At 33.5% G+C, this 23,182-nt stretch carries 23 protein-coding genes and 1 riboswitch; of the genes, 11 read left to right on the top strand and 12 right to left on the bottom strand.

Going from position 1 to position 23,182, the window contains the following annotated elements; all coding sequences use genetic code 11:
• Positions 1 to 236: 236 nt before the first annotated feature.
• The gene (locus ACFXN8_RS09640; protein ID WP_349659432.1) at positions 237 to 410 is read left to right on the top strand and encodes a class II lanthipeptide, LchA2/BrtA2 family; all 174 of its coding nucleotides are present in this window, start codon (positions 237 to 239) and stop codon (positions 408 to 410) included.
• A gap of 812 nt (positions 411 to 1,222) precedes the next feature.
• Positions 1,223 to 3,970 (top strand): type 2 lanthipeptide synthetase LanM, encoded by a 2,748-nt coding sequence (gene lanM, locus ACFXN8_RS09635; RefSeq protein ID WP_386844663.1) that lies wholly within the window; start codon positions 1,223 to 1,225, stop codon positions 3,968 to 3,970.
• 87 nt (positions 3,971 to 4,057) lie between these two features.
• Here lanM and ACFXN8_RS09630 read toward each other — a convergent pair whose 3' ends face one another.
• The 4 genes from ACFXN8_RS09630 to ACFXN8_RS09615 form a co-directional block, all read right to left on the bottom strand.
• Entirely contained in the window at positions 4,058 to 4,807 is a 750-nt protein-coding gene (locus ACFXN8_RS09630) for an ABC transporter permease (RefSeq protein WP_386844661.1), read from the bottom strand.
• Positions 4,808 to 4,823: 16 nt separating this feature from the next.
• Complete coding sequence (locus tag ACFXN8_RS09625) at positions 4,824 to 5,657, bottom strand: ABC transporter ATP-binding protein (RefSeq protein WP_386844659.1); 834 nt, start codon at positions 5,655 to 5,657, stop codon at positions 4,824 to 4,826.
• 215 nt (positions 5,658 to 5,872) lie between these two features.
• Positions 5,873 to 6,049 carry a hypothetical protein gene (locus tag ACFXN8_RS09620; RefSeq protein ID WP_386844657.1) on the bottom strand — a complete coding sequence of 59 codons (177 nt, stop codon included), beginning with the start codon at positions 6,047 to 6,049 and terminating at the stop codon, positions 5,873 to 5,875.
• A gap of 602 nt (positions 6,050 to 6,651) precedes the next feature.
• Positions 6,652 to 7,422, bottom strand: coding sequence for a GNAT family N-acetyltransferase (locus ACFXN8_RS09615; RefSeq protein WP_386844655.1), 771 nt, complete (start codon positions 7,420 to 7,422; stop codon positions 6,652 to 6,654).
• A 227-nt stretch (positions 7,423 to 7,649) separates the two neighbouring features.
• Here ACFXN8_RS09615 and ACFXN8_RS09610 point away from each other — a divergent pair, with 227 nt between their 5' ends.
• Positions 7,650 to 8,495 (top strand): aldo/keto reductase, encoded by an 846-nt coding sequence (locus tag ACFXN8_RS09610; RefSeq protein ID WP_386844653.1) that lies wholly within the window; start codon positions 7,650 to 7,652, stop codon positions 8,493 to 8,495.
• Between the two features lie 81 nt (positions 8,496 to 8,576).
• On the opposite strand, the gene ACFXN8_RS09605 is transcribed toward ACFXN8_RS09610, so the two are convergent.
• Positions 8,577 to 8,960, bottom strand: coding sequence for a winged helix-turn-helix transcriptional regulator (locus tag ACFXN8_RS09605; RefSeq protein ID WP_370077222.1), 384 nt, complete (start codon positions 8,958 to 8,960; stop codon positions 8,577 to 8,579).
• A 110-nt stretch (positions 8,961 to 9,070) separates the two neighbouring features.
• On the opposite strand from ACFXN8_RS09605, the gene ACFXN8_RS09600 reads away from it, so the two are divergent.
• The gene (locus ACFXN8_RS09600) at positions 9,071 to 10,255 is read left to right on the top strand and encodes an MFS transporter (protein WP_386844651.1); all 1,185 of its coding nucleotides are present in this window, start codon (positions 9,071 to 9,073) and stop codon (positions 10,253 to 10,255) included.
• A 60-nt stretch (positions 10,256 to 10,315) separates the two neighbouring features.
• Here the strand turns inward: ACFXN8_RS09600 and ACFXN8_RS09595 are convergent, their stop codons facing one another.
• Positions 10,316 to 10,867 carry an SMI1/KNR4 family protein gene (locus ACFXN8_RS09595; protein WP_386844649.1) on the bottom strand — a complete coding sequence of 184 codons (552 nt, stop codon included), beginning with the start codon at positions 10,865 to 10,867 and terminating at the stop codon, positions 10,316 to 10,318.
• Positions 10,868 to 11,024: 157 nt separating this feature from the next.
• On the opposite strand from ACFXN8_RS09595, the gene ACFXN8_RS09590 reads away from it, so the two are divergent.
• Both ACFXN8_RS09590 and ACFXN8_RS09585 read left to right on the top strand, forming a co-directional pair.
• The gene (locus ACFXN8_RS09590) at positions 11,025 to 11,435 is read left to right on the top strand and encodes a YuzC family spore coat inner layer protein (protein ID WP_386844647.1); all 411 of its coding nucleotides are present in this window, start codon (positions 11,025 to 11,027) and stop codon (positions 11,433 to 11,435) included.
• 146 nt (positions 11,436 to 11,581) lie between these two features.
• Positions 11,582 to 11,686, top strand: a riboswitch (SAM riboswitch).
• Between the two features lie 100 nt (positions 11,687 to 11,786).
• The gene (locus tag ACFXN8_RS09585) at positions 11,787 to 12,524 is read left to right on the top strand and encodes a cyclase family protein (protein ID WP_386844645.1); all 738 of its coding nucleotides are present in this window, start codon (positions 11,787 to 11,789) and stop codon (positions 12,522 to 12,524) included.
• A gap of 50 nt (positions 12,525 to 12,574) precedes the next feature.
• On the opposite strand, the gene ACFXN8_RS09580 is transcribed toward ACFXN8_RS09585, so the two are convergent.
• Both ACFXN8_RS09580 and ACFXN8_RS09575 read right to left on the bottom strand, forming a co-directional pair.
• A complete protein-coding gene (locus ACFXN8_RS09580) occupies positions 12,575 to 13,171 on the bottom strand; it encodes a DedA family protein (protein ID WP_386844643.1) in 597 nt (198 codons plus the stop codon).
• Positions 13,172 to 13,401: 230 nt separating this feature from the next.
• A complete protein-coding gene (locus ACFXN8_RS09575) occupies positions 13,402 to 14,175 on the bottom strand; it encodes a Cof-type HAD-IIB family hydrolase (protein ID WP_386844641.1) in 774 nt (257 codons plus the stop codon).
• Positions 14,176 to 14,615: 440 nt separating this feature from the next.
• On the opposite strand from ACFXN8_RS09575, the gene ACFXN8_RS09570 reads away from it, so the two are divergent.
• The 3 genes from ACFXN8_RS09570 to ACFXN8_RS09560 all read left to right on the top strand — a co-directional run bounded on the left by ACFXN8_RS09570 (position 14,616) and on the right by ACFXN8_RS09560 (position 17,294).
• Complete coding sequence (locus ACFXN8_RS09570; protein ID WP_376077308.1) at positions 14,616 to 15,311, top strand: DUF2225 domain-containing protein; 696 nt, start codon at positions 14,616 to 14,618, stop codon at positions 15,309 to 15,311.
• 23 nt (positions 15,312 to 15,334) lie between these two features.
• Positions 15,335 to 15,688, top strand: coding sequence for a hypothetical protein (locus ACFXN8_RS09565; RefSeq protein WP_386844639.1), 354 nt, complete (start codon positions 15,335 to 15,337; stop codon positions 15,686 to 15,688).
• A 181-nt stretch (positions 15,689 to 15,869) separates the two neighbouring features.
• A complete protein-coding gene (locus ACFXN8_RS09560) occupies positions 15,870 to 17,294 on the top strand; it encodes an erythromycin esterase family protein (protein ID WP_386844637.1) in 1,425 nt (474 codons plus the stop codon).
• 31 nt (positions 17,295 to 17,325) lie between these two features.
• On the opposite strand, the gene ACFXN8_RS09555 is transcribed toward ACFXN8_RS09560, so the two are convergent.
• Both ACFXN8_RS09555 and ACFXN8_RS09550 read right to left on the bottom strand, forming a co-directional pair.
• Complete coding sequence (locus ACFXN8_RS09555; RefSeq protein ID WP_386844635.1) at positions 17,326 to 17,730, bottom strand: hypothetical protein; 405 nt, start codon at positions 17,728 to 17,730, stop codon at positions 17,326 to 17,328.
• 68 nt (positions 17,731 to 17,798) lie between these two features.
• Complete coding sequence (locus tag ACFXN8_RS09550; protein WP_386844633.1) at positions 17,799 to 18,629, bottom strand: MerR family transcriptional regulator; 831 nt, start codon at positions 18,627 to 18,629, stop codon at positions 17,799 to 17,801.
• Between the two features lie 311 nt (positions 18,630 to 18,940).
• Here ACFXN8_RS09550 and ACFXN8_RS09545 point away from each other — a divergent pair, with 311 nt between their 5' ends.
• Entirely contained in the window at positions 18,941 to 19,408 is a 468-nt protein-coding gene (locus ACFXN8_RS09545) for a GNAT family N-acetyltransferase (RefSeq protein WP_386844631.1), read from the top strand.
• A complete protein-coding gene (locus ACFXN8_RS09540) occupies positions 19,395 to 20,744 on the top strand; it encodes an MATE family efflux transporter (protein ID WP_376077331.1) in 1,350 nt (449 codons plus the stop codon). The genes ACFXN8_RS09545 and ACFXN8_RS09540 overlap by 14 nt, the downstream gene beginning before the upstream one ends.
• A gap of 78 nt (positions 20,745 to 20,822) precedes the next feature.
• Here the strand turns inward: ACFXN8_RS09540 and ACFXN8_RS09535 are convergent, their stop codons facing one another.
• Positions 20,823 to 21,866, bottom strand: coding sequence for an AI-2E family transporter (locus ACFXN8_RS09535; RefSeq protein ID WP_376077334.1), 1,044 nt, complete (start codon positions 21,864 to 21,866; stop codon positions 20,823 to 20,825).
• 1,004 nt (positions 21,867 to 22,870) lie between these two features.
• Positions 22,871 to 23,182, bottom strand: a 312-nt coding sequence (locus ACFXN8_RS09530) for an amino acid permease C-terminal domain-containing protein (protein ID WP_386844628.1), incomplete at its 5' end; no start/stop codon positions are given.

Here is a 23,182-nt window from a genome sequence, read left to right as displayed (position 1 = left end):
AACCTAAATGGACTCCACTTACAGTAACTGTTCCAATTTCACTGGCTGGATGTCCAACTACACAATGCGCTTCTATTGTTAAACCTTGTAAAGGCAAATAATAAGAAAGCTTTTGATTCTAATTACTAATGAAGATTAAATGAGATTACTGGCGGTTCATTGCCACCAGCGATCCTTCTATAAATAACTATTAAAAATCGTCTAATTACAAGATATGAGAAAAAGGAGATTGAACAATGAAGAAAAATTTTAAAGCTTTTGAACCTATTACTAATGAAGAATTAAATGAAATTGCTGGTGGATCAGAAATTCAACCTAAATGGACTCCACTTACAGTAACTGTTCCAATTTCACTGGCTGGATGTCCAACTACACAATGCGCTTCTATTGTTAAACCTTGTAAAGGCTAACAATAAGAAAACTGGAGCTTTTTGAGCCTAATTACTAATGAATAGTTAAATGAGATAGCTGGTGGTTCAATTTACCACCAGCGATCTTTCTATAAACAACTACTAATATCTACCAACCGAGATACGACAAAGGAGAGATTGAACTACAATGAAGAAAAATTTCAAACCTTTTGAACCTATTACTAATGAAGAGTTAAATGAAATTGCCGGTGGCTCGGCGGTACCACCTGTTTCACCTCAGATTCCAACAATAAGTGTTAGTATCTGTCTAACAACAAAATGTATGATTACAACAAAGAATTGCTAATGGTTTAGAAATTCAACCTAAAATGGACATATACTTCGCTTACTGAAGCAATACCAATTTCACCAGTAGGATGTCCAACTACAACATTCACTTCTTTTTGTAAGTTTTATAAAGGAAATTAAAAAATGAAAAAAACTTTAAAGCTTCGAGCCTATTTCTAATGAAGAATTAAATGAAATTGCTGGTGGTTCATCGATGCTACCTGCGTCACCACCCCAGTTTCCATATACACAAATAAGTCTTACTATCTGTCGAACGATGCAAGATTGTTACACAGGTCGTTGTAATTAATTCGAAATACACAAAATTGGACTTATCCATTTCACTAGCAAGTTTTCCAACTACTAAATGTATTTCTATAAGATAAAAGGTCTATGAGAGTATTAATCTAGTAATAATATAAGTACAAAAAGGCATATATACTCAACCATTTAAGAAATATCTTATTGGACTTGTGGTATATCTATGCCTTTTTTAAAAATACATATAATAAAGGAGTTATAAAATGGATAATTTATTGTTAAATAGTTATTATATTAAATTTCATAGTAAGCAAGTCGAAGATTGGTTTACCAATGTTGAGATTGTCTATGAAAAATATATCGATAAAGTAGCTCTTCATGATTCTATTGTTAAAATTATTAACAATAAAATATATGAAATAGGCTTTAAAAGTATTTTAATTGATTTTCATAATACTTTTGACTATATAGATGAAGTAAATGAAAAAAAGAATTTGGAGGAGTATATTCAAGCCAGTAATCTTCAAGAAAATAAAATCATATCTTCCAAAATAGATTCGGTCATTGAAAATACACTTAATTATATTACTGAAATTATAAATCATTATATGGAAGACTATAATCAGATTAAGAATATGTTTAATATTAAAAATGATAAGATAACATCTATTCTATTAAACGAAGGAGACACACATAATAATGGAAAATCCGTTGCACGAATTAATTTAAATGAAGAAATCATAATTTACAAACCAAAAGATTTGGGACCTGATATTTTTTATTATAAAATGATTGAACTTTATAATGAAAAATCCAAAAGGAATCTTTACATTCCAAAATGTTTAAATAAAAAAAATTACGGATGGCAAGAATTTGTTAATAATACAAAATCCACAAGTATTGAAGATGTTACTAACTACTATAATGAATTAGGAATACATTCATGCTTTTTATACTTACTCCAGGCATCAGACATACATTTTGAAAACATTATTTCAATGAATAGACATCCAGTCTTGATAGATTTAGAAACCATCTTCCAATCTGAATTAAATCTAAGTAATGCTTCTGAAGATGTTACTAATTATAGTTTTATTACAAATACTATTTTAGGTACTTTATTATTCGATATTGCAACTTCGCCCTTAGAAGATATGGTTTTATTCATTGGTGGAACCACCAACCCAAATAGACAAACCTATAACAAAGAATTATTAGTTGATATAAATAGTGATAAAATGAGGTTAATTAATTCTATCCATCGAAATACTGACGTTTCAAATGTTCCTTTATTAAATAATGATTATCAAGAAATATATAATTTTATTGAGGATTATTCTGATGGTTTTGTAGACTGTTATACTTTTATTCTAAATAACAAAGATTTTTTAGAAACTTTTATTATGGACACAGAAAATTTCTCAATACGTTATGTGTTAAGGCCAACTTATATATATGCTAAATTTATTGACGCCCTAAAAGATCCCAATAGATTAATGGGTAAAAATCAAAATGATCTACATGAAATATTAGATAAAGCCAGTGCCAGTTTAATTCAAAAAGATACGATACTAGAATTGGAATTTTCAGATATTCAGGAGTATGATGTTCCACTATTCAATAGTGACCTTGATTCGAAAGCTTTATTCCATTCTAAAAGTGGCGTAAAAATTGATCGATTTTTACTAAAAGAACCTCGCAATAAAGTGTTAGACAAGTTACATACATTTTCAGAGAAAGACTGTAATTATCAACTTGAATTAATAAACATGGCCATTTCTAGTTATTATGAAAATGCAGATAACGATAGCAGGAGAAGTCATAATATAAGTAAAACACATCTAAAAAAATATATATCTAATAAAGAGATACTCAGTAGTAAACTATCAACGGTAAAAGATAAATTAAAAGTAAATCATGATTTTATACAAGCACTTTCCCTTAGGCACGATCAAAGAGGAAATAGTGTGTTAAGTACTATGCCTATGGGTATTTATGACGGCTTAGCTGGATTAGGATTATTATTAGCGGCCGAACAAAAAGTTCTAGGGACTAAAAATGAAAAAGAAATACAAAAGCTAAATAATACTATTAATATGTTATATGATTCAGATTTAGGAGATAACCTATTTTCCATATATCATGGTAAAGCTTCTTACTTTAAGTATTATTTAGAATTAAATAGAATAAACAATTTTTTCACTATCAATTTAAAAACGAAACTAATCGATTTTTGCAAAGAAATTCTTCAAAGTAATATCAGTCGAGCCCCTCTTGATTATATTGGTGGCATTGCCGGCTTATTAAGCTTACTTATTGATTTTAAGGAAGAAGTTAATGATAAAATATTAGATGAATGCATTCTTTTTTTAAAGAGCAATATTTTCAGTAGATTAAAAGCAGAAGATGATCTACTTTATTGGTCTTCAGATTTTAATGATTCTATATCTTTAGCTTGCTTCTCCCATGGAATAACAGGCATAAATTATTCTCTTTCGAAAATCATTCACATCTATCCAGACTTAAAAGATGAAATTATAGATATAATCTGTAAAACTTCTTTATATGAAGATACGATATTCAATAAAGATATTAATTGCTGGATGGATAATAGAGAAATTGGGCAAAAATCTACTAATACTTGGTGTAACGGAAATTCTGGGATTCTTTTAGGAAGAAGTTTGATTGAGCAGAATACTGGAGTATCGTTAAATTATATTAATGAAACTGAAAGTTTAATTCTAAAGGAAAATTTCCTTTATGAAATAGATCATAGTATTTGTCATGGTTTAGCAGGGAATTTAGTTATTCTTAATAAACTAAACAATTATAATGACGCTCTTCAATTGGAAGAAATAAGAAACACTTTATATTCTGCATTAAGTACCGATTCAATACAATCAGGATATAAATATAATACCAATACTTTAAGTTTCTTCTTAAGTAATGTTGGGGTCATCTATAGTTTATTACATGACATTGATCATACATTACCACACATATTAATTTAACGGATTTAATTTCAAATTACTAATAGAAGCATAAGGATAGAACATTCAAAAGATCCTTTTCTGATCTTTTGAATGTTACTCTTTTTTCTATTTTTCAATAATTAATTTTCTTGAAGTGAAAAATACATATAAACAATATAAAATTAAAATGGTACTACACCAAGCTATACTTCCCACTATTGTGGCAGACATAGTATTATCAAAATAGTAATCTTTATCTATTATATACAGACCTAGCCTATACGAAAATGTTGAAAAAATAGTATAAGCAAAGGGTGCAGCAATTAGAATCATTGAGAATAGTGAAAATACGATAGAAATAATGCTACATATAACAATATTTCTAGACCAGACCATTACAATTGTGCTTAAAAGTAAAATGGGCACACTTAAAGAAAAAGTCATAATCAAATATGAAATTGTGATATCAACAATATTCTTAATTAAACTTTCTTTCCCCCAATCAATAACTATCCCATAGATCAATAATAATATATAATTTAAAGCTGCTAATAAAAACAAACAGAACGAAGCCGTAATAATTTTTGCCCAGAAAAGTTTATTTTTCGAAAAGTTATATGTTATCCAGTTTAGATAGGTACCATTTTTGTACTCTATATAAAATACCGAACTTACTAAAATACCAACAATAATAGGGAAGAACATAAAATATTGATTATAGAAAATAAAATAAACATCTTTAATATTCGAATCTTTACTGTTAACAATATAATTAATTATATTCATCGTTATAGGTAATAGATTTAATGCCAGTAGAAACCAAATAAACTTTTCTCTTTTTAATTTTAACAACTCATTTTTAAATAATATTTTCATTTTAATAAGCTCCTTCTTAAGAACACATTATTTCCTCATATAAATCCTCTAATGTGTATTTTTCAAAAGTATAATTACCATCTTTAATCAACTTTTCATCATCCCCACTATAAATATATTTATTAAAGTTTGATTCTAAATGCAATTTAGAAACATATGGGTTTTCTGAAAAATCGCTGGCAAGACTCTCTTTATTTTTTAAAGTGACAACATAGAATAGCTTATTATTATTGTTCTTAATTTTTGTAATAATTTTCCCTTTTTTTATAAATATTAATTCATCTGAAATTGACTCGATTTCTGTAAGATTATGACTAGAAATTAATATACAGTTAGTAGGCTTTCTTAAAGAGTTTTTAATCAAATTTCTAACAGATTTAATACCGAGTGGATCTAACCCATTTGTAGGTTCATCTAATAAAAGAACCGAAGGATCCCCCATAATGGCCCTAGCTATTCCTAATCGCTGTTTCATCCCTAAAGATATTTCCGAATATTTTTTATCCTTAGCTTCATAAATGTCAAAATCACTAAGGATTTCCTTATAATCTATATTTTCAAGGTTTGTGTATGCTCCATGAAGCTTCAAATTCTCTAACACGGTTAAATTATTATAAAACATGGGATATTCAATTAATTTACCAATATGCGCATCTTTTATAGGTCTATTGTTGTGTAATATTTCCCCATCATAATTAGTTAAACCTAATATAGATTTAAATAAAGTTGTTTTCCCTGAGCCATTAGGACCTAACAAACCGTATATTTTCCCATCTTTAAAGTTAAGATTAATATCTTCTAATATTATTTGTTTTTTTGTTTGTAAATTTAAATCAATAATTGAAATCATTTAAACACGTCTCCTCTAAATATTTTTAAATAACTCATAATATGCCATAAATACCCTACAAAAAATAAACGTCAGAATGGAAAATTAGCGTATTATAGAATTTTTCTACACGTAGCAACAGCAAACAGTATGCCACTTGAACAATTCAAAAAGAACTGTAGTGTCTCAAATACTCATCATCGGTTTACGTAATGAAATTCCTAATTTAGAAATGCTTATTTAGAGTTATAACCAATCACAAAAACAAAAAAGAAAACAACATAAACGACCAATAAAATTTTTATTATTTTGGACTCAAATACCAATTTACCACTTTTTATAAGTTCATAAAGAAAGACAACAAATGTACCAAACAGGGCACACATAGAAATGACTAAAGCGACTTTTTCCATAAAAACAACCTCCCTCTATAATGTGTTATTGGTTTTAACCATAAATTTCAAATGAGTAAATACCCTTCATTAATAAAATTACAGCACAATGTTTTTTGGGTAGAATGAGTAATCTCTCATCAAAATGTTAACTAAAGCATATCAATATCATGTTCGAAACGGATTTGGATACTTACTCAATTCGTTTATTAACAAATTGAAATGATCTTCAAATCACTATAAATACATTCGTTGGAAATTTTTATAAATTTTTATTTTAAAATACTCTTATTTACAGAATAAGCAATAATTATTAAAAAGTTATTAATTATCATAAAATGTATTAATTTTCATCCTCTAAATTTAGAAGAACTGCAATTAGATCTAAGTATGTAGTCTTTTTAAAATCTCTTTTTACAACAAATATGTATATGTAATAATAATTGCCGGGTATTTTCATATCACCAATCACTGATTTCGCATAAAAACCTTTTATACCAGGTTGGTGGCAGCGACCTATCTGAATCCGAAAAAATGTAATATTCCTAAGGGTTAAATCCCCTTCTAACTTCCGCAATCCACTCATGTTGCCTCTGTCCATATACTCTTTGTATACGCCATTTTCAGCCCACACAGTGCTCCATATTATTTTGGCTTATGGATGCAAATTTCGCGTGACCTATCATTACACTACAATTTTGTTGAAGAGCTTCGTTAATACGAAACTGTATGAACGCTTGATGAATCCCTTGACTACGGGCTTTTGGCATTACAGCAGATGCGGCTAATATGGCTGTTCCATCATTTATATACAAGGAGCCGATACCAACGTCCTCACCCTGAAGAGAAGCGATATAAAACGACCAACCAGGCTTGTCATACAAAACTTTATTATTTGTCGCAACACTTTGTGCTAAAAATGCTGGCATGCCAAAACCTTCAACATAGATATTTCCGTAACGATCAAATTCGGCTTCATTCATTTGTCTTACCTTAATGGACGAATTCTTTGTTCTCCCTACCATCTCTTCATTTAGCTCACAATATAATGTTGCATGAAAATCACTCTGATAAAGGCCGGCGTTATGTAATTTTTGTAGTGAAGTAGCATTTGCGTATTGTGGCGCTAAATCAAAACGAGCTGGTATTTCTCTTTCCTTATAAAAGCTAAGGATTTGATCTATGGTATTCTCTGAACTAAAACTATCGCCCTTTACCACATTGTAAGAGGGACCGGGAATGTTTTTAACGGTGAAAGCATAGGCACCATCAAATTGACCAACCTCCACTCCCATTGCATTGTTCTGAATTTCCTTAATTGCATTCAGCCTCGACTCAAACATCTTAATTTCTGTCATTTCAAAGTGATCTGCCAAGTTTTTCGTTATTACCATGCATTATTCATCCCCCTACAAGATTTACTTTTCTACCATTAATTGTAACGAATACAGAAGACCGAACCATGTAAACTAATAAAAATTTCTTACAGCGAACCATTGATATCTCACAAAAGTTACCTCCACGTTTCTATGAAACTAAAAAGTGCGTACTTTTTTTTGCAATGGCATGGAAGCATAATAAGAAAGCAACAAAGCACAAACGAAAATCGGAGGACAGAAAAATGATTAATCATTTACAAGATACAATTACATTAAATAATGGCTTACAAATGCCTGGTATGGGTCTAGGCGTATTTCTAGTAGAGAATGATGTTACAGCAGAAATGGTGAAAAATGCGATCGAGGTTGGTTACCGTAGTATCGATACTGCTGCTATTTATGGTAATGAAGCAGGAGTTGGTGAAGGTATTCGTCAGGCACTAGCAACTACTGGTTTAAAACGTGAGGATTTATTTATTACATCAAAAGTATGGAACGATGGCTTGAGCTATGAAGAGACAATTGCAGCATACGAGGACAGCTTAGAAAAATTAGGGCTAGATTATTTAGACCTATATCTCATTCATTGGCCAGGTAAAAATAAATTTGCAGAAGCTTGGAGAGCACTCGAAGATTTATACGAGCAAGGGAAAATTAAAGCCATTGGGGTATGTAACTTCCATTTATCACATTTACAAGCCCTTCTGAAAATAGCTCGTATCACACCAGCTATTAACCAAGTGGAATTACATCCACGATTGCAACAAACTGAGGTACGTTCATTCTGTGAAGAGCACAATATACAAATGGAAGCTTGGGCACCATTAATGCAAGGTGGACTTCTTGAAAATGAAACTATTTCAAAAATAGCTGAAAAATACGGGAAATCAAACCCTCAAGTTATCTTGCGCTGGGATATTCAAAATGGTATCGTCACAATTCCAAAATCTGTGCGCAAAGAACGTATGATTCAAAACGCTGATATTTTTGATTTCTCACTAACTGATGAAGAGATGACTATCATTAACGCCATGAATCTAGATCAACGTGTTGGACCAAACCCAGATGAGTTTGATTTTGTCATGTAAACGATAGCTATGTAAACGTGAAAGAGACTGTCTTATTTTCTTAGTATAGAAAACTTTTTAGACAGTCTCTTTCCAATCTATTTAAGATGTATGCTTTATTGCGATATCTTCATCCCGTTGCATTAACAGAACATCTTCACCTTTTTCTTGTAGCACTTCGATATGTTTTTCACCCCAAGTGCAAAGGATGTTCAGCACCGGGTCCATCTCTTGACCATAAGGTGTTAACGAATATTCAACTTTTGGCGGCACTTGATTGAAAACCTTACGATTAATTAATCCAGACTGCTCCAATTCACGCAACTGGCTTGTTAGCATTTTTTGCGAAATGCCTGGAATCAATCGGCGAAATTCATTCGTACGAATCTGACCATGGTGGTTAAGATGACAAAGAATAATAGGTTTCCATTTGCCTCCAATGACTTCAAGAGTGGCTTCAACACCGATATTATAAACTTTTTTCATTGTAAACCCCCTGTAATATTCAAAAGTAACTAAAAGTACTCTATACAACTTTTAGGTATGTATGAATATTACTATACACTATACAAAAAATCAAAGGAGATATTAATAGAATGAATGATACAAAAGCGCCAAATGCTAAACTAACATTACTCGCACTTGCCATCAGTGCATTTGGTATCGGCTCTACAGAATTTATAAGCGTCGGATTACTTCCGTTAATTACAGAAGATTTTGACATAACGTTAAGTACTGCTGGTTTAACTGTATCCATATATGCACTAGGTGTAACTATTGGTGCACCGCTTTTAACAGCCTTAACATCGCGCCTTAGTCGCAAAAATGTATTACTGCTCGTTATGGTGCTGTTTATTATCGGTAATTTACTTGCTGCCTTAGCACCCTCATTCTCATTACTACTAACTGGGCGTGTTATTTCAGCATTAGCACATGGTGTGTTTATGTCCATTGCCACTGTTATCGCTGCAGATGTTGTAGCACCTAATAAACGAGCAAGTGCAATAGCTTTTATGTTTACAGGACTAACATTAGCTACTGTGACTGGTGTCCCACTAGGAACTTTTATTGGACAAGTAACTGATTGGCGAATGTCGTTTATTTTCATTGTCGTTATTGGCATTATCGGATTAATTAGTAATGCTCTGCTTGTGCCTAGTCAATTATCTAAAGGTAATCCAATATCTATTCGCGATATCGGGAAAGTATTAGGGAATATACGAATGTTATTAATTCTCTTTATTACAGCAATTGGATATGGTGGCGCATTCGTAGTATATACCTACGTTTCCCCTATTCTAGAGCAGTATATGGGCTATTCACCTCAAGCAATTGTCATAATCTTAGTTGTATATGGTATTTGTGTTGCCATCGGTAATACATTAGGTGGTCGTTTTGCTAATAATAACCCTTTGCGTTCAATCTTTATTATTTTTCTAGGCTTAGCATTAGCACTACTCGGCATCAACTTCTTTTTAGAATCATCCATCGTTGGATTAATAATGGTCTTTATGATGGGGCTATTTATGTTTATGAATGTACCGGGATTACAGCTTTATGCCGTTCAGCTTTCAGAAAAACATATACCATCAGCTATTTCAATGGCTTCAGCATTAAATATTTCAGCCTTTAACATTGGTATTTTTCTAGGATCATACATCGGAGGGTTTATCGTTCGCTACCAATCATTAGCTTATACTCCTATATACGGTTTCGGCATGGTGATGCTTGCCGCAGCTACTACATTTCTATGGTTACTCTTTGATAGAAACAAACAATAGGTATGTTGCTATAGGTAAAAATGTGAGGAAGGTGTTGTCTAAAAAGCCCCTTCCTTTTTGCTATTTATTAGATTCAAGGAAAGTATCATCAAAATATGCCTTGAAATTTGGATACAGATAGTCTAATGACGATTGAATATCGGCATCATCATCAAATAAAATTTCATGTTCAATTTCATATATTGCACAATTTTCTTCATCAGCATTATTATTTAAATCAATACAAATTATTTTTCCATACTCTGTATCCCATGTAAATGGAAGATATCCTAAAGTGCATAATGATGGATTAAACATATCCCTTACGTTATTTAAAGGTTCTTCAATACTTTGGTCAGGTATTACACCAAAATAATGATGATACGTTGAAATAAAAGCTTTATACCATTCGGGAAAATTAAGTCCGAACTCTTTTTCTAACGTTTGAATATCTTCCTCTGTTACAGTAGAAGGAATCATTCTCCACATAGACCACTCTGCATCGATATCAACTACTTTCATTTCTTCAGGTACGTCAGGGCACATCCACCTACAAAATCCTGCTTCAGACACCTGATTATAACGTTCATAGTAAACTTCAAAACCATTTTTTATGTATGCACGAATATCCATCTTAATAACTCCTTTTGAAGAAGAATAAATTGGTCAAGATTTAAGCCATTGAACTGAGCCCCTTTTCGCTCAGGCTTTTCAAAGCATTAGCCATTAACACCGAAAGTCTTTGTTGTACATAAGATAATGTATCAGCTATAGGATAGGAGGAATTTAGTTGTATTACAATCCTTATTCGTATTTTGTCTATCCTAATTATTATCCGGCATGGGTAATGGCGAATCAACCAACAATTCAACACCCTTCTAGCCATCTAGCAATGCCGACAACCCCAACGAATAGAAGTCCATTTCCAATCGTCAATACAAAGAAATTGAAGACTTCCGCGAAACGGACCAAGGTTATTATGCAGCAAGCACAATTACTTACGGATAAAATTGATGAATCAGAGCAATTTGCGCATGATCTTATGAATGCAGCACAACAATCAAATAAAACGGAAGTTGAAAAATTAATTGCGTCAACAGGCATTACTATAAAATTCGAAACTACCTATACACCAGATGGAATTCGTATAATATTTACTGATAGTAGCTGTTGTAAGCTTACATTAATTTTGAATTGGTGAAGAGTTGGCCCTTTGAAGAGGGCCCTCTTTTTTTCCTTTAACATCTTTATGAATTTTAACCTTGTATCCCTATTGAACTTGTAAACTATAAATAAATATGCTAAAGTGTTTGTAAACATTATTTCTGAAAATTCTTATATCGCATTTTCTTATCAAGAGAGACGGAGGGATTGGCCCTATGAAGTCTCAGCAACCAGCCTATAGGTATGGTGCTAATTCCAATTGGCGAAATTTAGCCTTGAAGATGAGAAGACTTACTTTAGTTGCTTTGCACAAGAGTCCTCTTTCTACAAGGAGGGCTCTTTTTTATTGTTGCATCCAAAAATAATTAAAAGAAAGCAGGAAGATATTATGGCAAACGAACTTTTACAAGCAATTCAACTATTGAAATCGAAAGAATGGGTGGATTTAACACATACATTTGGTCCTAATTCGCCCCACTTCTTTATGTTTGATGATGCAAAATTTGAAACATTATTTTCCCATGATGATGGCTTCTTTGCGCAGCAATTCACTTTCTCTGGGCAATATGGAACACATATCGATCCACCTATCCATTTTGTGCGAGATACGCGCTATTTAGAGGAATTGGAGCTAAAAGAACTAGTGCTACCACTAATCGTTATTGATAAATCGAAGGAAGCTGAAATTAATAACGATTACACGTTAAGTGTTCAAGATATTCTTGACTTTGAAGCTGAATATGAAGAAATCGAAGCAGGTACCTTCGTTGCGCTGCGTACGGATTGGAGTAAACGTTGGCCAGATAAAGAGGCTTTCAGTAACAAGGATGCGGATGGTCATAATCATATTCCTGGCTGGGGATTAGAAGCGTTACAATTTTTATTCAACGAACGAAAAGTAAGTGCTATTGGCCACGAAACCTTTGATACGGATTCAGCAACAGATTTTCGTAAAAATGGTAAGCTAGATGGCGAATATTTTGTGCTTGAGCAAGATACTTACCAAATTGAGCTTATGACAAATTTGGATAAGCTCCCTCCAAAAGGTGCTGCTATTTTCAATATTGTACCAAAGCCTGAGAAAGCCTCTGGATTCCCTGTGCGTTCATTCGCAATATTACCTTAAAAGATAAAAAGGTCTGGTTCATCCTGAGTAGGTATTGAATCAGACCTTTTTTACTTTGGCGAATTCCTTTTTTTGAAAATAAAATAAACGATTAACATTAGTATTAGGAACAATACTATAAGATAAATACTGTAGCGGGATAAATATACCCCAACATAACGCCAGTTCTCCCCAAGTACCTTTCCTAAGGTAATAAAAGTAAATGTCCATATAACTGCTCCCGTATAGGCAAAGAAAGCAAATTTTTTATAAGGATAATTATTAATAGCCGCAATATATGCTGTAAGATGACGCACACCAGGAATAAAATATCCTATTAATAATAATCCCGGCCCTATTTTTGCAAATAATTTTCTAGTAAAGTCAATTTTCTGTTCAGTAATATGGATTTTCGGACCGTATTTTTGCAATAACGGTAGCCCAAATCTATAGCCTATATAGTAGCTCAGAGTAATTCCCCCTGCCGCACCTACTATAGCGCTGATTAAAGCCGGAATATGTGCGAGAGTTTCTTTATATACGCTATATCCTACATATGTTAAAAATATCTCATCGGGAAGTGGCAGCCCAACAATCCCGCCAACTAGGATAAGAATGATGCCAAAATATCCGTAATGTTCTATTAGAGATTGCACGTGATGCGCCATAAATCCTTCCCACCTAAAGCATAATGAATTTCTTTTTACAGATAGCTTTATAATAACTCAAAGCAAACAATATTATGAGTATTATGACTTTAATACAATTTTCTCAAGGATTTATTATCACTGCCTTGTAGATTATACAGATGGAAAAATTATTTCTTTTTAAAAACTTTCTCCAATGTTGTATAGTGGTCGATTCATGCTATAAATCTCATTTCTCGGCTACTACTCTATTAAATTATTTGTAGCTCACGAAGAGCATAATCAATACCATTTTCAGTTGATTTCTTTGTTATAAAATCAGCGACATTTTTTAATGCTTCACTACCGTCACCCATTGCAATACCAAAGCCGACCTGCTCCAGCATATCGATATCATTATCTCCATCGCCAAAAGCAAGTGCTTCTTCAGGACTCAAGTCGAAATAATCTAGTACAGCTTGGACAGCAATAGATTTAGAAACATCATGTTGCAAAACATTTGTAATGTACGGATGCCACCTTTTAAATAATAAATGAGGAAATGTTGAGGTATACTTTTTCTCAATATCCTCATCACCATATAAACACATTAAATACACCTCTTGCGTTACAATATCTTCATTGATAATGGGAAACTCTTGCAAAGATAATGTTTCTTGCATAGCTTTTAATGTCTCTTCCTCTTGGACGTAATTCATTGATAATTGTTCTGTAAAAAATGATAGACTTTGTTTATTTTCATCAGCAAAAGCTTTAACTACCTGGACAATTTCCTTTGCAATAGGCATTTTATGTATGACTTGATCTTGATGCTTAACATATGCACCATTAGCTGTAATAAACGTTTCTATTCCAACACTTCTTAAATCCTGGCACATTGATAAAGGTCTTCCTGTAGCAGCAACAATATGAATTCCTTTATTTTTCAACTGTTGAATAGCGTTCCTTGTACTTTCTTCAATACGACCATCTTCATAATTAATAAGCGTTCCATCTACGTCAAAGAATACAATTTTATAATCCATCGTCCGCTCCTTATCGTTTTACATAATTTTTGACTCTTCCTTATCGACCAATAATAATCCTATATTTTTCCAATCAACACACTTGTAATTTTACATTAAGAAACATCTTTACACCAAAATTACAAATAGGTATTATAACCTATACAAACAATTTTATAATAAAATAATAAGTAGCTATTTAATTTAACATTTGTACGTAATTTGACAAACTAAAATAAATGTATAACTTGCTATAACTGCACCGATAAATACTATTACGGGTACATATCAAAATTTCAAATAACTAAGAAAGTAATGAACATTTTTATTTTAATAATTCTAAAGGAGTATACCAAAGAACATAGAATTGTTAATATAAAAGGTAACTAATTAAATACATTGAACGATTCTATCCATCATATAAATAGAACAAAAGAAATAATGTAAAGGAGTTGATTCTTATGGCATTTAACATTTACTACTATGAAAGTAGCGTAGATTGCAAGTTTTGCAAAAAGCATTTTACTACATATAAAGTACGTCCTAATCGATATAAAATTATCGAAGAACAAACAGACTTCATGCCAGTCTATGAAGGTTTAAACCCATTATTGTATGAAGTTGCCGTTTGCCCACATTGTGGCTATGCTTACCATAAATCTATGACAAGAACATATGGACCTTTCATGCTTCTTATTGATGAGCTATACATAAAAGAGCTTCAAAAACCAATGGATATGTGCAAGGAACGTACAATCGATGATGCCATTGTAAGCCTTAAATTAGCTTATCTTGTATCGAGAGCGTCAATGGAAGAGTCACTTCTTATGGCCAATTTCGCACTAAAAATAGCCTGGCTATATCGTTTAAAAAATGATCATGAATCAGAATTGCGCTACCTCTTTGCTGCAAGGGACTTTTACAGCAAATCTTTTGCATCCAATCAAGAGGGCGGAGAGAGAATTCAATTTTTACATGCAGAATTAAGCCTTCGACTCGGAGATATTGCTGAAGCGAAAAAAGGATTCTCTCGACTAATAGCAGATCGAAATGTTTCCAATAAATATCGAAAACTAGCACGAAATCGCTGGGAAAATTATAAATATGATGAGCAGCCTAACAATGTAAATGAAAATATAGGAGAAGTCATCAATTGAAGTAAACGAGGAGAATAATCAACATGCAGCTATTTAATAAAAGGATTGATGTGAGAGAAGAAGATATTTTTTCAGAACTACATCATTTTTTACTGAGAAAAAATAATCGCTATTTAACGAATGATGAGGTAGTTACATTAACTGGGGTTTCATCTGAGCTACTCTACAAATGGGTAAAAGCAGGAAAATTAAAAAAATCAATTTTTCCTAATTTAGGCGCACCTTGTGAACGCTGCGGACAAGTTACTCAGGCAAAAATCTGTATCAATTGCTCATCAACCATCGTTAATACATTAAAACAAGAGGAAAAGGATCGTGCATGGTTCAATCAAATACAACGGAATAATCCAAGAGCTAGCACGTATCACTATAAATAAAACAATTAACATCTCTACAGTGTACTTACGCTTTGGAGATGTTTTTTTACCTGCCCTCGCTCGAATAATCCAAAATAATGACATTTGACCAAATTTAAACAAAATTTAAACAAAGTCCCCTTTTACTTTAAACTTCACCACCTATAATTAGTCTTAACATATAGCGAAGGACTGATAGAAAGTGATAAAAGGTAAGAAACGTAAGGTTTTATTATCATTAAGTATTGCACTAACAAGTTTTGTAGCGTTCAACGGAGTTTCAAATGCATCCGCTGCAGTTCCGGCGGCAGAAGAACGAGTAGCTTTAGATAACAAATTAGAAGTGAAGCAAGCTCGCACATCCAATGAAACTCTTCAAGATTGGAAAAAGTGGACAAACGACCACGCTTACAGCTTAACATCCATTCAACCTGAAGCAATTAGTCAACAAAACATTCCATCTACTAAATTTGAAGATTTAGAGATGCTAAAGCCTTTATTGCATGATAAGCGCATCGTTTTTTTAGGGGAAAGTTCACATGGCGCAGCAGAATTTAGCCTAGCGAAAACACGTTTAATTCAGTTTTTACACCAAGAAATGGGCTACAATGTCCTAGCCTTTGAAAGCGGTATGGGGAATGCCATGAATGCGCAAGGACAAATTGATAAACAAACGGCGAAACAAACGATGAAGGATGCTATTTTTGGTGTATGGTGGTCAAAAGAAACACTGCCGTTATTTGAGTATGCTAAAAAAACACAGAATACCGATAAACCTTTAAAATTAGCAGGCTTTGATATTCAACAGCAAGGTGCGTTCATGAATGGTGAGTGGCTGCAAAATAGTCAACTTGCTAAACAGTTCAGTGAAGTAGAAGAGCAACTTGTAGACTGGAGCTTCGGTACGGATCTAAAAGGCTACCAAAAGGCGAAACCAAGCATTATCGAAGTGTATAAACAAGTAAAATCACAAGTACAGTTAAAAGAAAAAGAATTAAAAGCGGCTTATCCGAGCGAGCCTCATATTGTAAAGCTTATGGAACGTACTTTAGCTGACCGTATCCGTTTAGCGGACGAATATGTAGAACTATCAATTCAAGCAAATATTGAGCTTGAGCAAAATAAATATGATTCTTTTTTAAAAACAATGGAATGGCGTGACCAATCAATGATGGAAAACCTACTTTGGTTAGCAGAGGAGATTTATCCAACTGAAAAATTTATCGTCTGGGCGCATAATGACCATATTCGTAAAGCACAATCCGAAGTAATGGGTTCTCCTTATCCGATAAAATTGATGGGTGAACGTCTACCAGATATCTACAAGAAATATAGTTATGTACTTGGTCTTTATATGACTAGTGGCGAAACAGCAAACAATATGGGTGAACCTATGGCCGTTTTACCGACAGTAAAAGGATCAATCGAGGATATTCTATCATCTTCAAATAAACCATACACATTTATCGACATGCGAAACCGTCAAAATGAGCGAGGAAACTCATGGATGTTTGAGCCACGTTTATCGTATAGCTGGGGAATGATTCAGGAAAGTCTTGTTCCACGCGATCAATATGATGGCCTTCTGCTGATTGATAAAGTAAGTAAACCTAATTATATTAAATAATCATGTACAAATAGCAAACTAGTTTCTACTTCTAGTTTGCTATTTTTCCTTTAAGCATCATAACATGGGGGCGTCCGATGATCCGCTTCGCTCCAGGGGCTCGGGCCAACAGATGTTTTTTCCGTGAAAGCGAAGCGACAGCAACAGCACCAATGTTGGTCACGAAGGCGTTATCACAGGACGTGATGGTTTTAGCCTTCGTTCCTCTACTACTAATCCCCAAGTAGTCGCCCATAGTTGATAAAAACTGAAATTGTTCCGATAAAATGAGATTTTGTTCCGATAAATCACCAAAGTATTCATATAAAAATGAATTCATCACAATAACGTGGAGTTGATTTCCGTTCCGACTGAGTCGCTTCGCTGCAAGGTCCCACCTAGATCTTTTTTCATTGGCATCACTAGTCACTTTAGATAATAGTATTTTATTGGCCATTAGAAATATCTCCTTATAGAACATTTGAATGTCACTATAAGGAGATATTTTTTATACCTAGAGTCATACTACTGACCCTTTTCAATTTCTATCATAATTTTCGTTACATAATCCTCTTCACGATTTTTAATAACGGCATCATAAATATATTCTTCATATACGTACTGCCCTAATTCAAAATCTTTTTCCCGCATAACCTTAAATAATCGCTCGTAAGTTTCACCAAGTGTAGAAGTTGTTCCCATATGATATCCAACAATAAAATCTCCTTCAATTGCTTCGAAATAAGGATGGCCTTCTCGTGGGAGTGGCTGCTCTATATACAAGTAACTATAGTTATCAAAGTTTCCCGCTAATATTTGCTCTCTTCTTGTAATCCCACCAATGGGATAACCAGTGTCTAATTGAGAGTGGTCTAATTCATCTATAAAATCTGAAACAGCCTTCGTAAACTGTTCTTCCGTCGAATCCTCGATATTTTTACTTAAATACAACATTGCCTCTGGCAGATGTTCAATTGTAATGCTTTCAAAATCAAGGTGTAAGGCTTCCTCTGTTAAATCGATTTTTACATCAATAATGCTTTCAATCATCTCCAGTTCTCGACGTTTTTTCGCTACAATTTCCTTTTGCTGATACATTAAGTCTAAAAAATTTTCAGGTGATTTTTCTGCCATATATTTTTGAATATCCTTTAAAGACATACCAACTTCCTTTAATAGCTCTATTACACTGAAAAATTCATATTGTGCAATGGAATAATAACGGTAGTCTTTACTATCCTTCATAATGGGTGATAATAAACCGATTTGATCGTAGTAAATTAGCGTTTGTTTATTAACCTTACAAATTTTAGCGAACTCACCAGTTGTAAAATATTTTACATTTTTATTAAACATTTTTAAGTTTACCTCCTTGACTATATAGTTACTATATACATTAGATTGTAGCTATTAACAATCAATTATGCCACTGCATAATTGCGTCCGGAATCGGTTTGTGCTTAGGCCTGCATGATGTCTTTTGTGCGAAAGCGAAGCGTCAGCAACAACATGTTTTTGTCTGTGCGAAAGCGAAGCGTCAGCAACAACATGAGGGCCGACACGATATCGGTTATTTCGGTGTTTTAGGCTAACATCCTATAAGAACCCCCTTTCCGATTTCCGTGACATCTGCTGAAAGAAATTAAAAATAGAAAGGTTTTGACATTATGTTCACGGAAATTCGTGACATTACAGCTTTAAACAAAGAGGAAATATTGGCATTACGCATTGCTGATAATCAGCAAGATTTTATTGAAAGTACACAGCAATGCTTAGCGGAGGCAGAAACAGATCAACGCTTTATTCCTGTTGGATTGTATAAGGAAGATATTGCAGTCGGCTTCGCTATGTATGGCGTGTTCCCACATAAAGACAACACACAACGTGTTTGGTTAGATCGCTATTTCATTGATGAGCGTTATCAGCACAAAGGATTGGGAAAATACTTTTTACAGCAACTTATCAATTATTTAGTAGCTAAATACAGCTGTCAAAATATATATTTAAGCGTTTATGACAACAATATAGTAGCGATTCAACTATATAAAAAGTTTGGGTTCGTCTTTAACAATGAGCTAGATGACAAAGGCGAAAAGGTGATGGTAAAGGAGGTACATGCTCATGACTACCATTAATCCAATTGAAACAAGACCTCTTAAGCCCTTGTTTTTATCATACTTATTCCCGGCTATGATTGGTATGTTGCTGATGTCAGTCAATATTTTAGTGGATGGTATTTTCGTTAGTCATGGAGTTGGACCAGCCGCTTTAGCAGGAGTAAATATCGCCGTACCAATTTTCTCAATTTTACTATCCATTTCCCTTTGGGTTGGTATGGGTGGAGCTACACTATTTTCAATTTCTCTCGGTGAGGGTAATAAAAAACGAGCGCATCAGCTCTTTACATTAGCATTTACAACAATGATCGGTGTCGTCATGACACTGATTCTAATACTTTTATTAAATTTAAAGGAAATCTCCTATATATTCGGAGCAAGTGATGCTACCTTTCCTTATGTCCAAGAGTACCTACATGTTATTTTGATTTTCGGTGTATTCTATACAATTGAAAACTTACTAAGTATTTTTATTCGAAATGATGGCAATCCAAAACTTGCGATGATGGGCTTAATCACTACATCTGTGTTAAACATTATTTTTAACTACATCTTTATTTTCGTACTCAATTACGGCGTAACTGGCTGTGCCTTAGCTACAGCACTCTCCACAATAATCGGTATGTCGGTGCTTTGCCTACACTTCTTCCGAAAGCAATCCGAATTAAAATTTGTCCGTACATTTTTCAGCCTGACTGATTTAAAGAAAATATTCGCTATAGGGCTACCAAGCTTTATCGTTGAAGCCTCCGTCGCTGTAATGGTTATTTTATATAATGTGACATTTTTACACTATTTAGGTTCAGATGGAGTTACCGCCTACGCGATGGTTAACTATATTCATACCGTACTATTAACAGTGTTCCTTGGTATCGGTATGGCCCTACAGCCACTAGTTAGTTATCATCACGGTGCGAGGTTAATTGAGAGATTAACAGCATTATTGAAAATAGGTATTGCCACTGCATTTATGATAGGTTTAACTACTGCCATAATTGCTACGTTATTCCCTTCTCAGCTAATTGCATTATTTGGTGATAGTACGCTGGACATCCGCAATATGGCTACACAAGGCTTTGTACATTTTGCAATTGGGTATGTATTCCTTGGTGTGAACATGGTATTTGCAGAATTCTTCCAATCGATTGAAAAAATACGTCTTGCAACAACTATTATGTTACTTCGCAGTATTTTATTATTTATCCCTGCTCTCGTACTATTGCCTAAATTACTTGGCCCACAAGCTATTTGGTGGACATTCCCTGTTGCAGAAGGTATTACCGCATTGCTAATTTTTATATTTATGAAGAGAAAACCGTATCCGATTTTCTCAGAAGCAAGCTCATTAAAATAAAGCACATAAATGAAGTTAAACCCCCTTCGATACAATAATCGAAAGGGGTTTAGCTTTTGAACGAAAGCTTTATTCAATTTATTTATCCTCTTGTATTTCCATTGCCTTTTGTAGTTCATCCTCTGAGGACGTAACTCCCAGAATATCGAGCAGGAACATGAATAATGGAATACCAATAATTAATCCCCATACACCGAGGAAATGCTCTGAGAAGAGAATGACGATGAATGTATAGAAAATTGGAAGATTTGTCTTGGCAGACATCAGCTTTGGATTTAAGAAGTATGCCTCCATAGCATGCAGTACCATAACAATAACTAAGATATAGACGATGTACATTGGACCACCGATACTGTATGCAATTATAGTTAGAGGAATCAAGGACATGATGACCCCTGCAACTGGCACCAATCCCAGTATAAAGAGCATAATCCCCAGTGCAATTAAATGCGGGAAGCCCATAATGTATAAAGCAATAACAGATAAAACACAGTTGATAGAGGCAATAATGAACTGCGCCTCAATCACTTTACCGAAAGAACGAATGAATATCTTTGAGAAATAATGTAATTCATCGTAGAGATGGCTCATTTTGCTATCTTTAAATTTTGCTGTAAATTCCGTAATACGTTTCTTCTCAAGTAAAATAAACAAGCTCAAAATCAGTGCAATGAATATATGCAAAATGATTTTACCAATATTCGTAAGATTTTTCAGCGTGAGGTCTACACCCTGCTCTAAATATTTACCCAGTTCGATCTTATCAAAGGTTGGAGCTAAATACCTTGCAATCTCGTTATCATTTGGGTTGAGACTAAAGCTAGCAATAAGATCAAAGAGCTGTGTTATTTGTTGAGTTACGACAGGTAAATACTTGTAGATAATAGCCACAATACCTGCGACAAGTAAAAGATAGAGGGTAACTGTCACAGCCTTCTCGTTCATTCGTGTGTATTTTCTAATCTTTTTTGTTGTCTTCGTGGTAAGTTGATTCATCAAGTAAGTAATAATGAATGTGAGAAGAATAAGATTAATCATACTTCGCATCAAATATAGTGCAATAGCGATCCCAACTAGGATTATAAAACGTTTAAATCCGTGGCTTCGAAAGAAATTACTCATGTATTCACTCCTTCTACAAAACGGCTTCGCTGCCTTTACTGCCTGGGTTTCGCTATCAAATGAACATAAGCAATTAATAAATTGATGTAAAACATTACGTATCATTCTTATGTAAATGCCCCCTTCATTGGACTATTATTCCCATTATCACTTAGAAAAAGACTTACATGCATGCCGCTTTATAAGTCTTATAAGAAATAAATAAATCCAAGGAGCGAAAAGAATTGTATGTCTTATCAAATCAGAAATTAATGATAGTACTTTTGCATTTTATTGAAAGCTGTATCAGCGTTTATAAGCCTTAATTCTATTATTCTATTATAACCCTTTGAACACTATCATAGCCAATGTAAGTTCTTTTGAGATGGTATTAAAATTATAATTTTTTTCTTTAGTTTCGGGTCTTCGCCAAAGTATTCACTTGACTCCAGGAGGACGCTTTTCACGAGGTCTGAGCCTCCCTCCGGTTCCATGTGCTTTCATTCCTTTCAATCAAGAACAGATTTGGTATTGCTCCTTAGTGTCAGTATGATATTCTTATTAAAATTTTAAACTGAAAATAATAGAAAAGACGGAATTTGTGAAAATTCTAAGAACCTCGAAGGACATTCATAATAAATTGCTCCCTATGAACATCAAATTGAAGTAACGGGTCCATAGAATATCTGGACAAATAGGATGGAGAAAGATGGGACTGCACCCGAAGTGCTATTAGCTCAAATGAAGTTAGCATTAGAAATATCCGCAAGAGTCTTGAAAATGCACATATGGAACTTAAAGATTTAACGAAGATAGTCTTTTTACTTATTTGGGGAAATTAATACGGCACAAAGAAAGCAAATTATAAATGACTTTCTTGGCGATGCCTTCTGCAAAATCAGCGCCTGGGCATATAAGGGAATTTAACTTATACTATGTTGTCATTAACAAGAATGTGCGTCCAGATCTATATTAAATTCAGTTAGAAAAACACCTCTTTAGAGCAAAAGAGGTGTTTTTCTCATTTATAGATCTTCATTTTTAGAGCCTATTTTAGCGTGCTTGTACCCATAGACTATGTATATAACTAAACCTATCGCTAACCAAATCATAAAGCGCACGATAGTAAATAACGGCAGACTAAATATTAATACAATACATCCGCCAACCCCTATAGTTGCTACAAGCCATAGCGCAGGTACTTTGAATACACGTGGTTGATCTGGTCGTGTATAGCGAAGAACAACGACACTAACTGTTGTTAAAGCAAAAGCAGTTAAACCGCCGATGTTAGCAAATTCCGCTAATTCTCCGATTGATAAAAATCCTGATAAGAG

Source organism: Lysinibacillus sp. NPDC059133 (assembly GCF_042755925.1).
Classification (GTDB): Bacteria; Bacillota; Bacilli; order Bacillales_A; family Planococcaceae; genus Lysinibacillus.
Note: the sequence above shows the minus strand (reverse complement) of the source record. Positions and strands in the feature narration are given on the sequence as shown.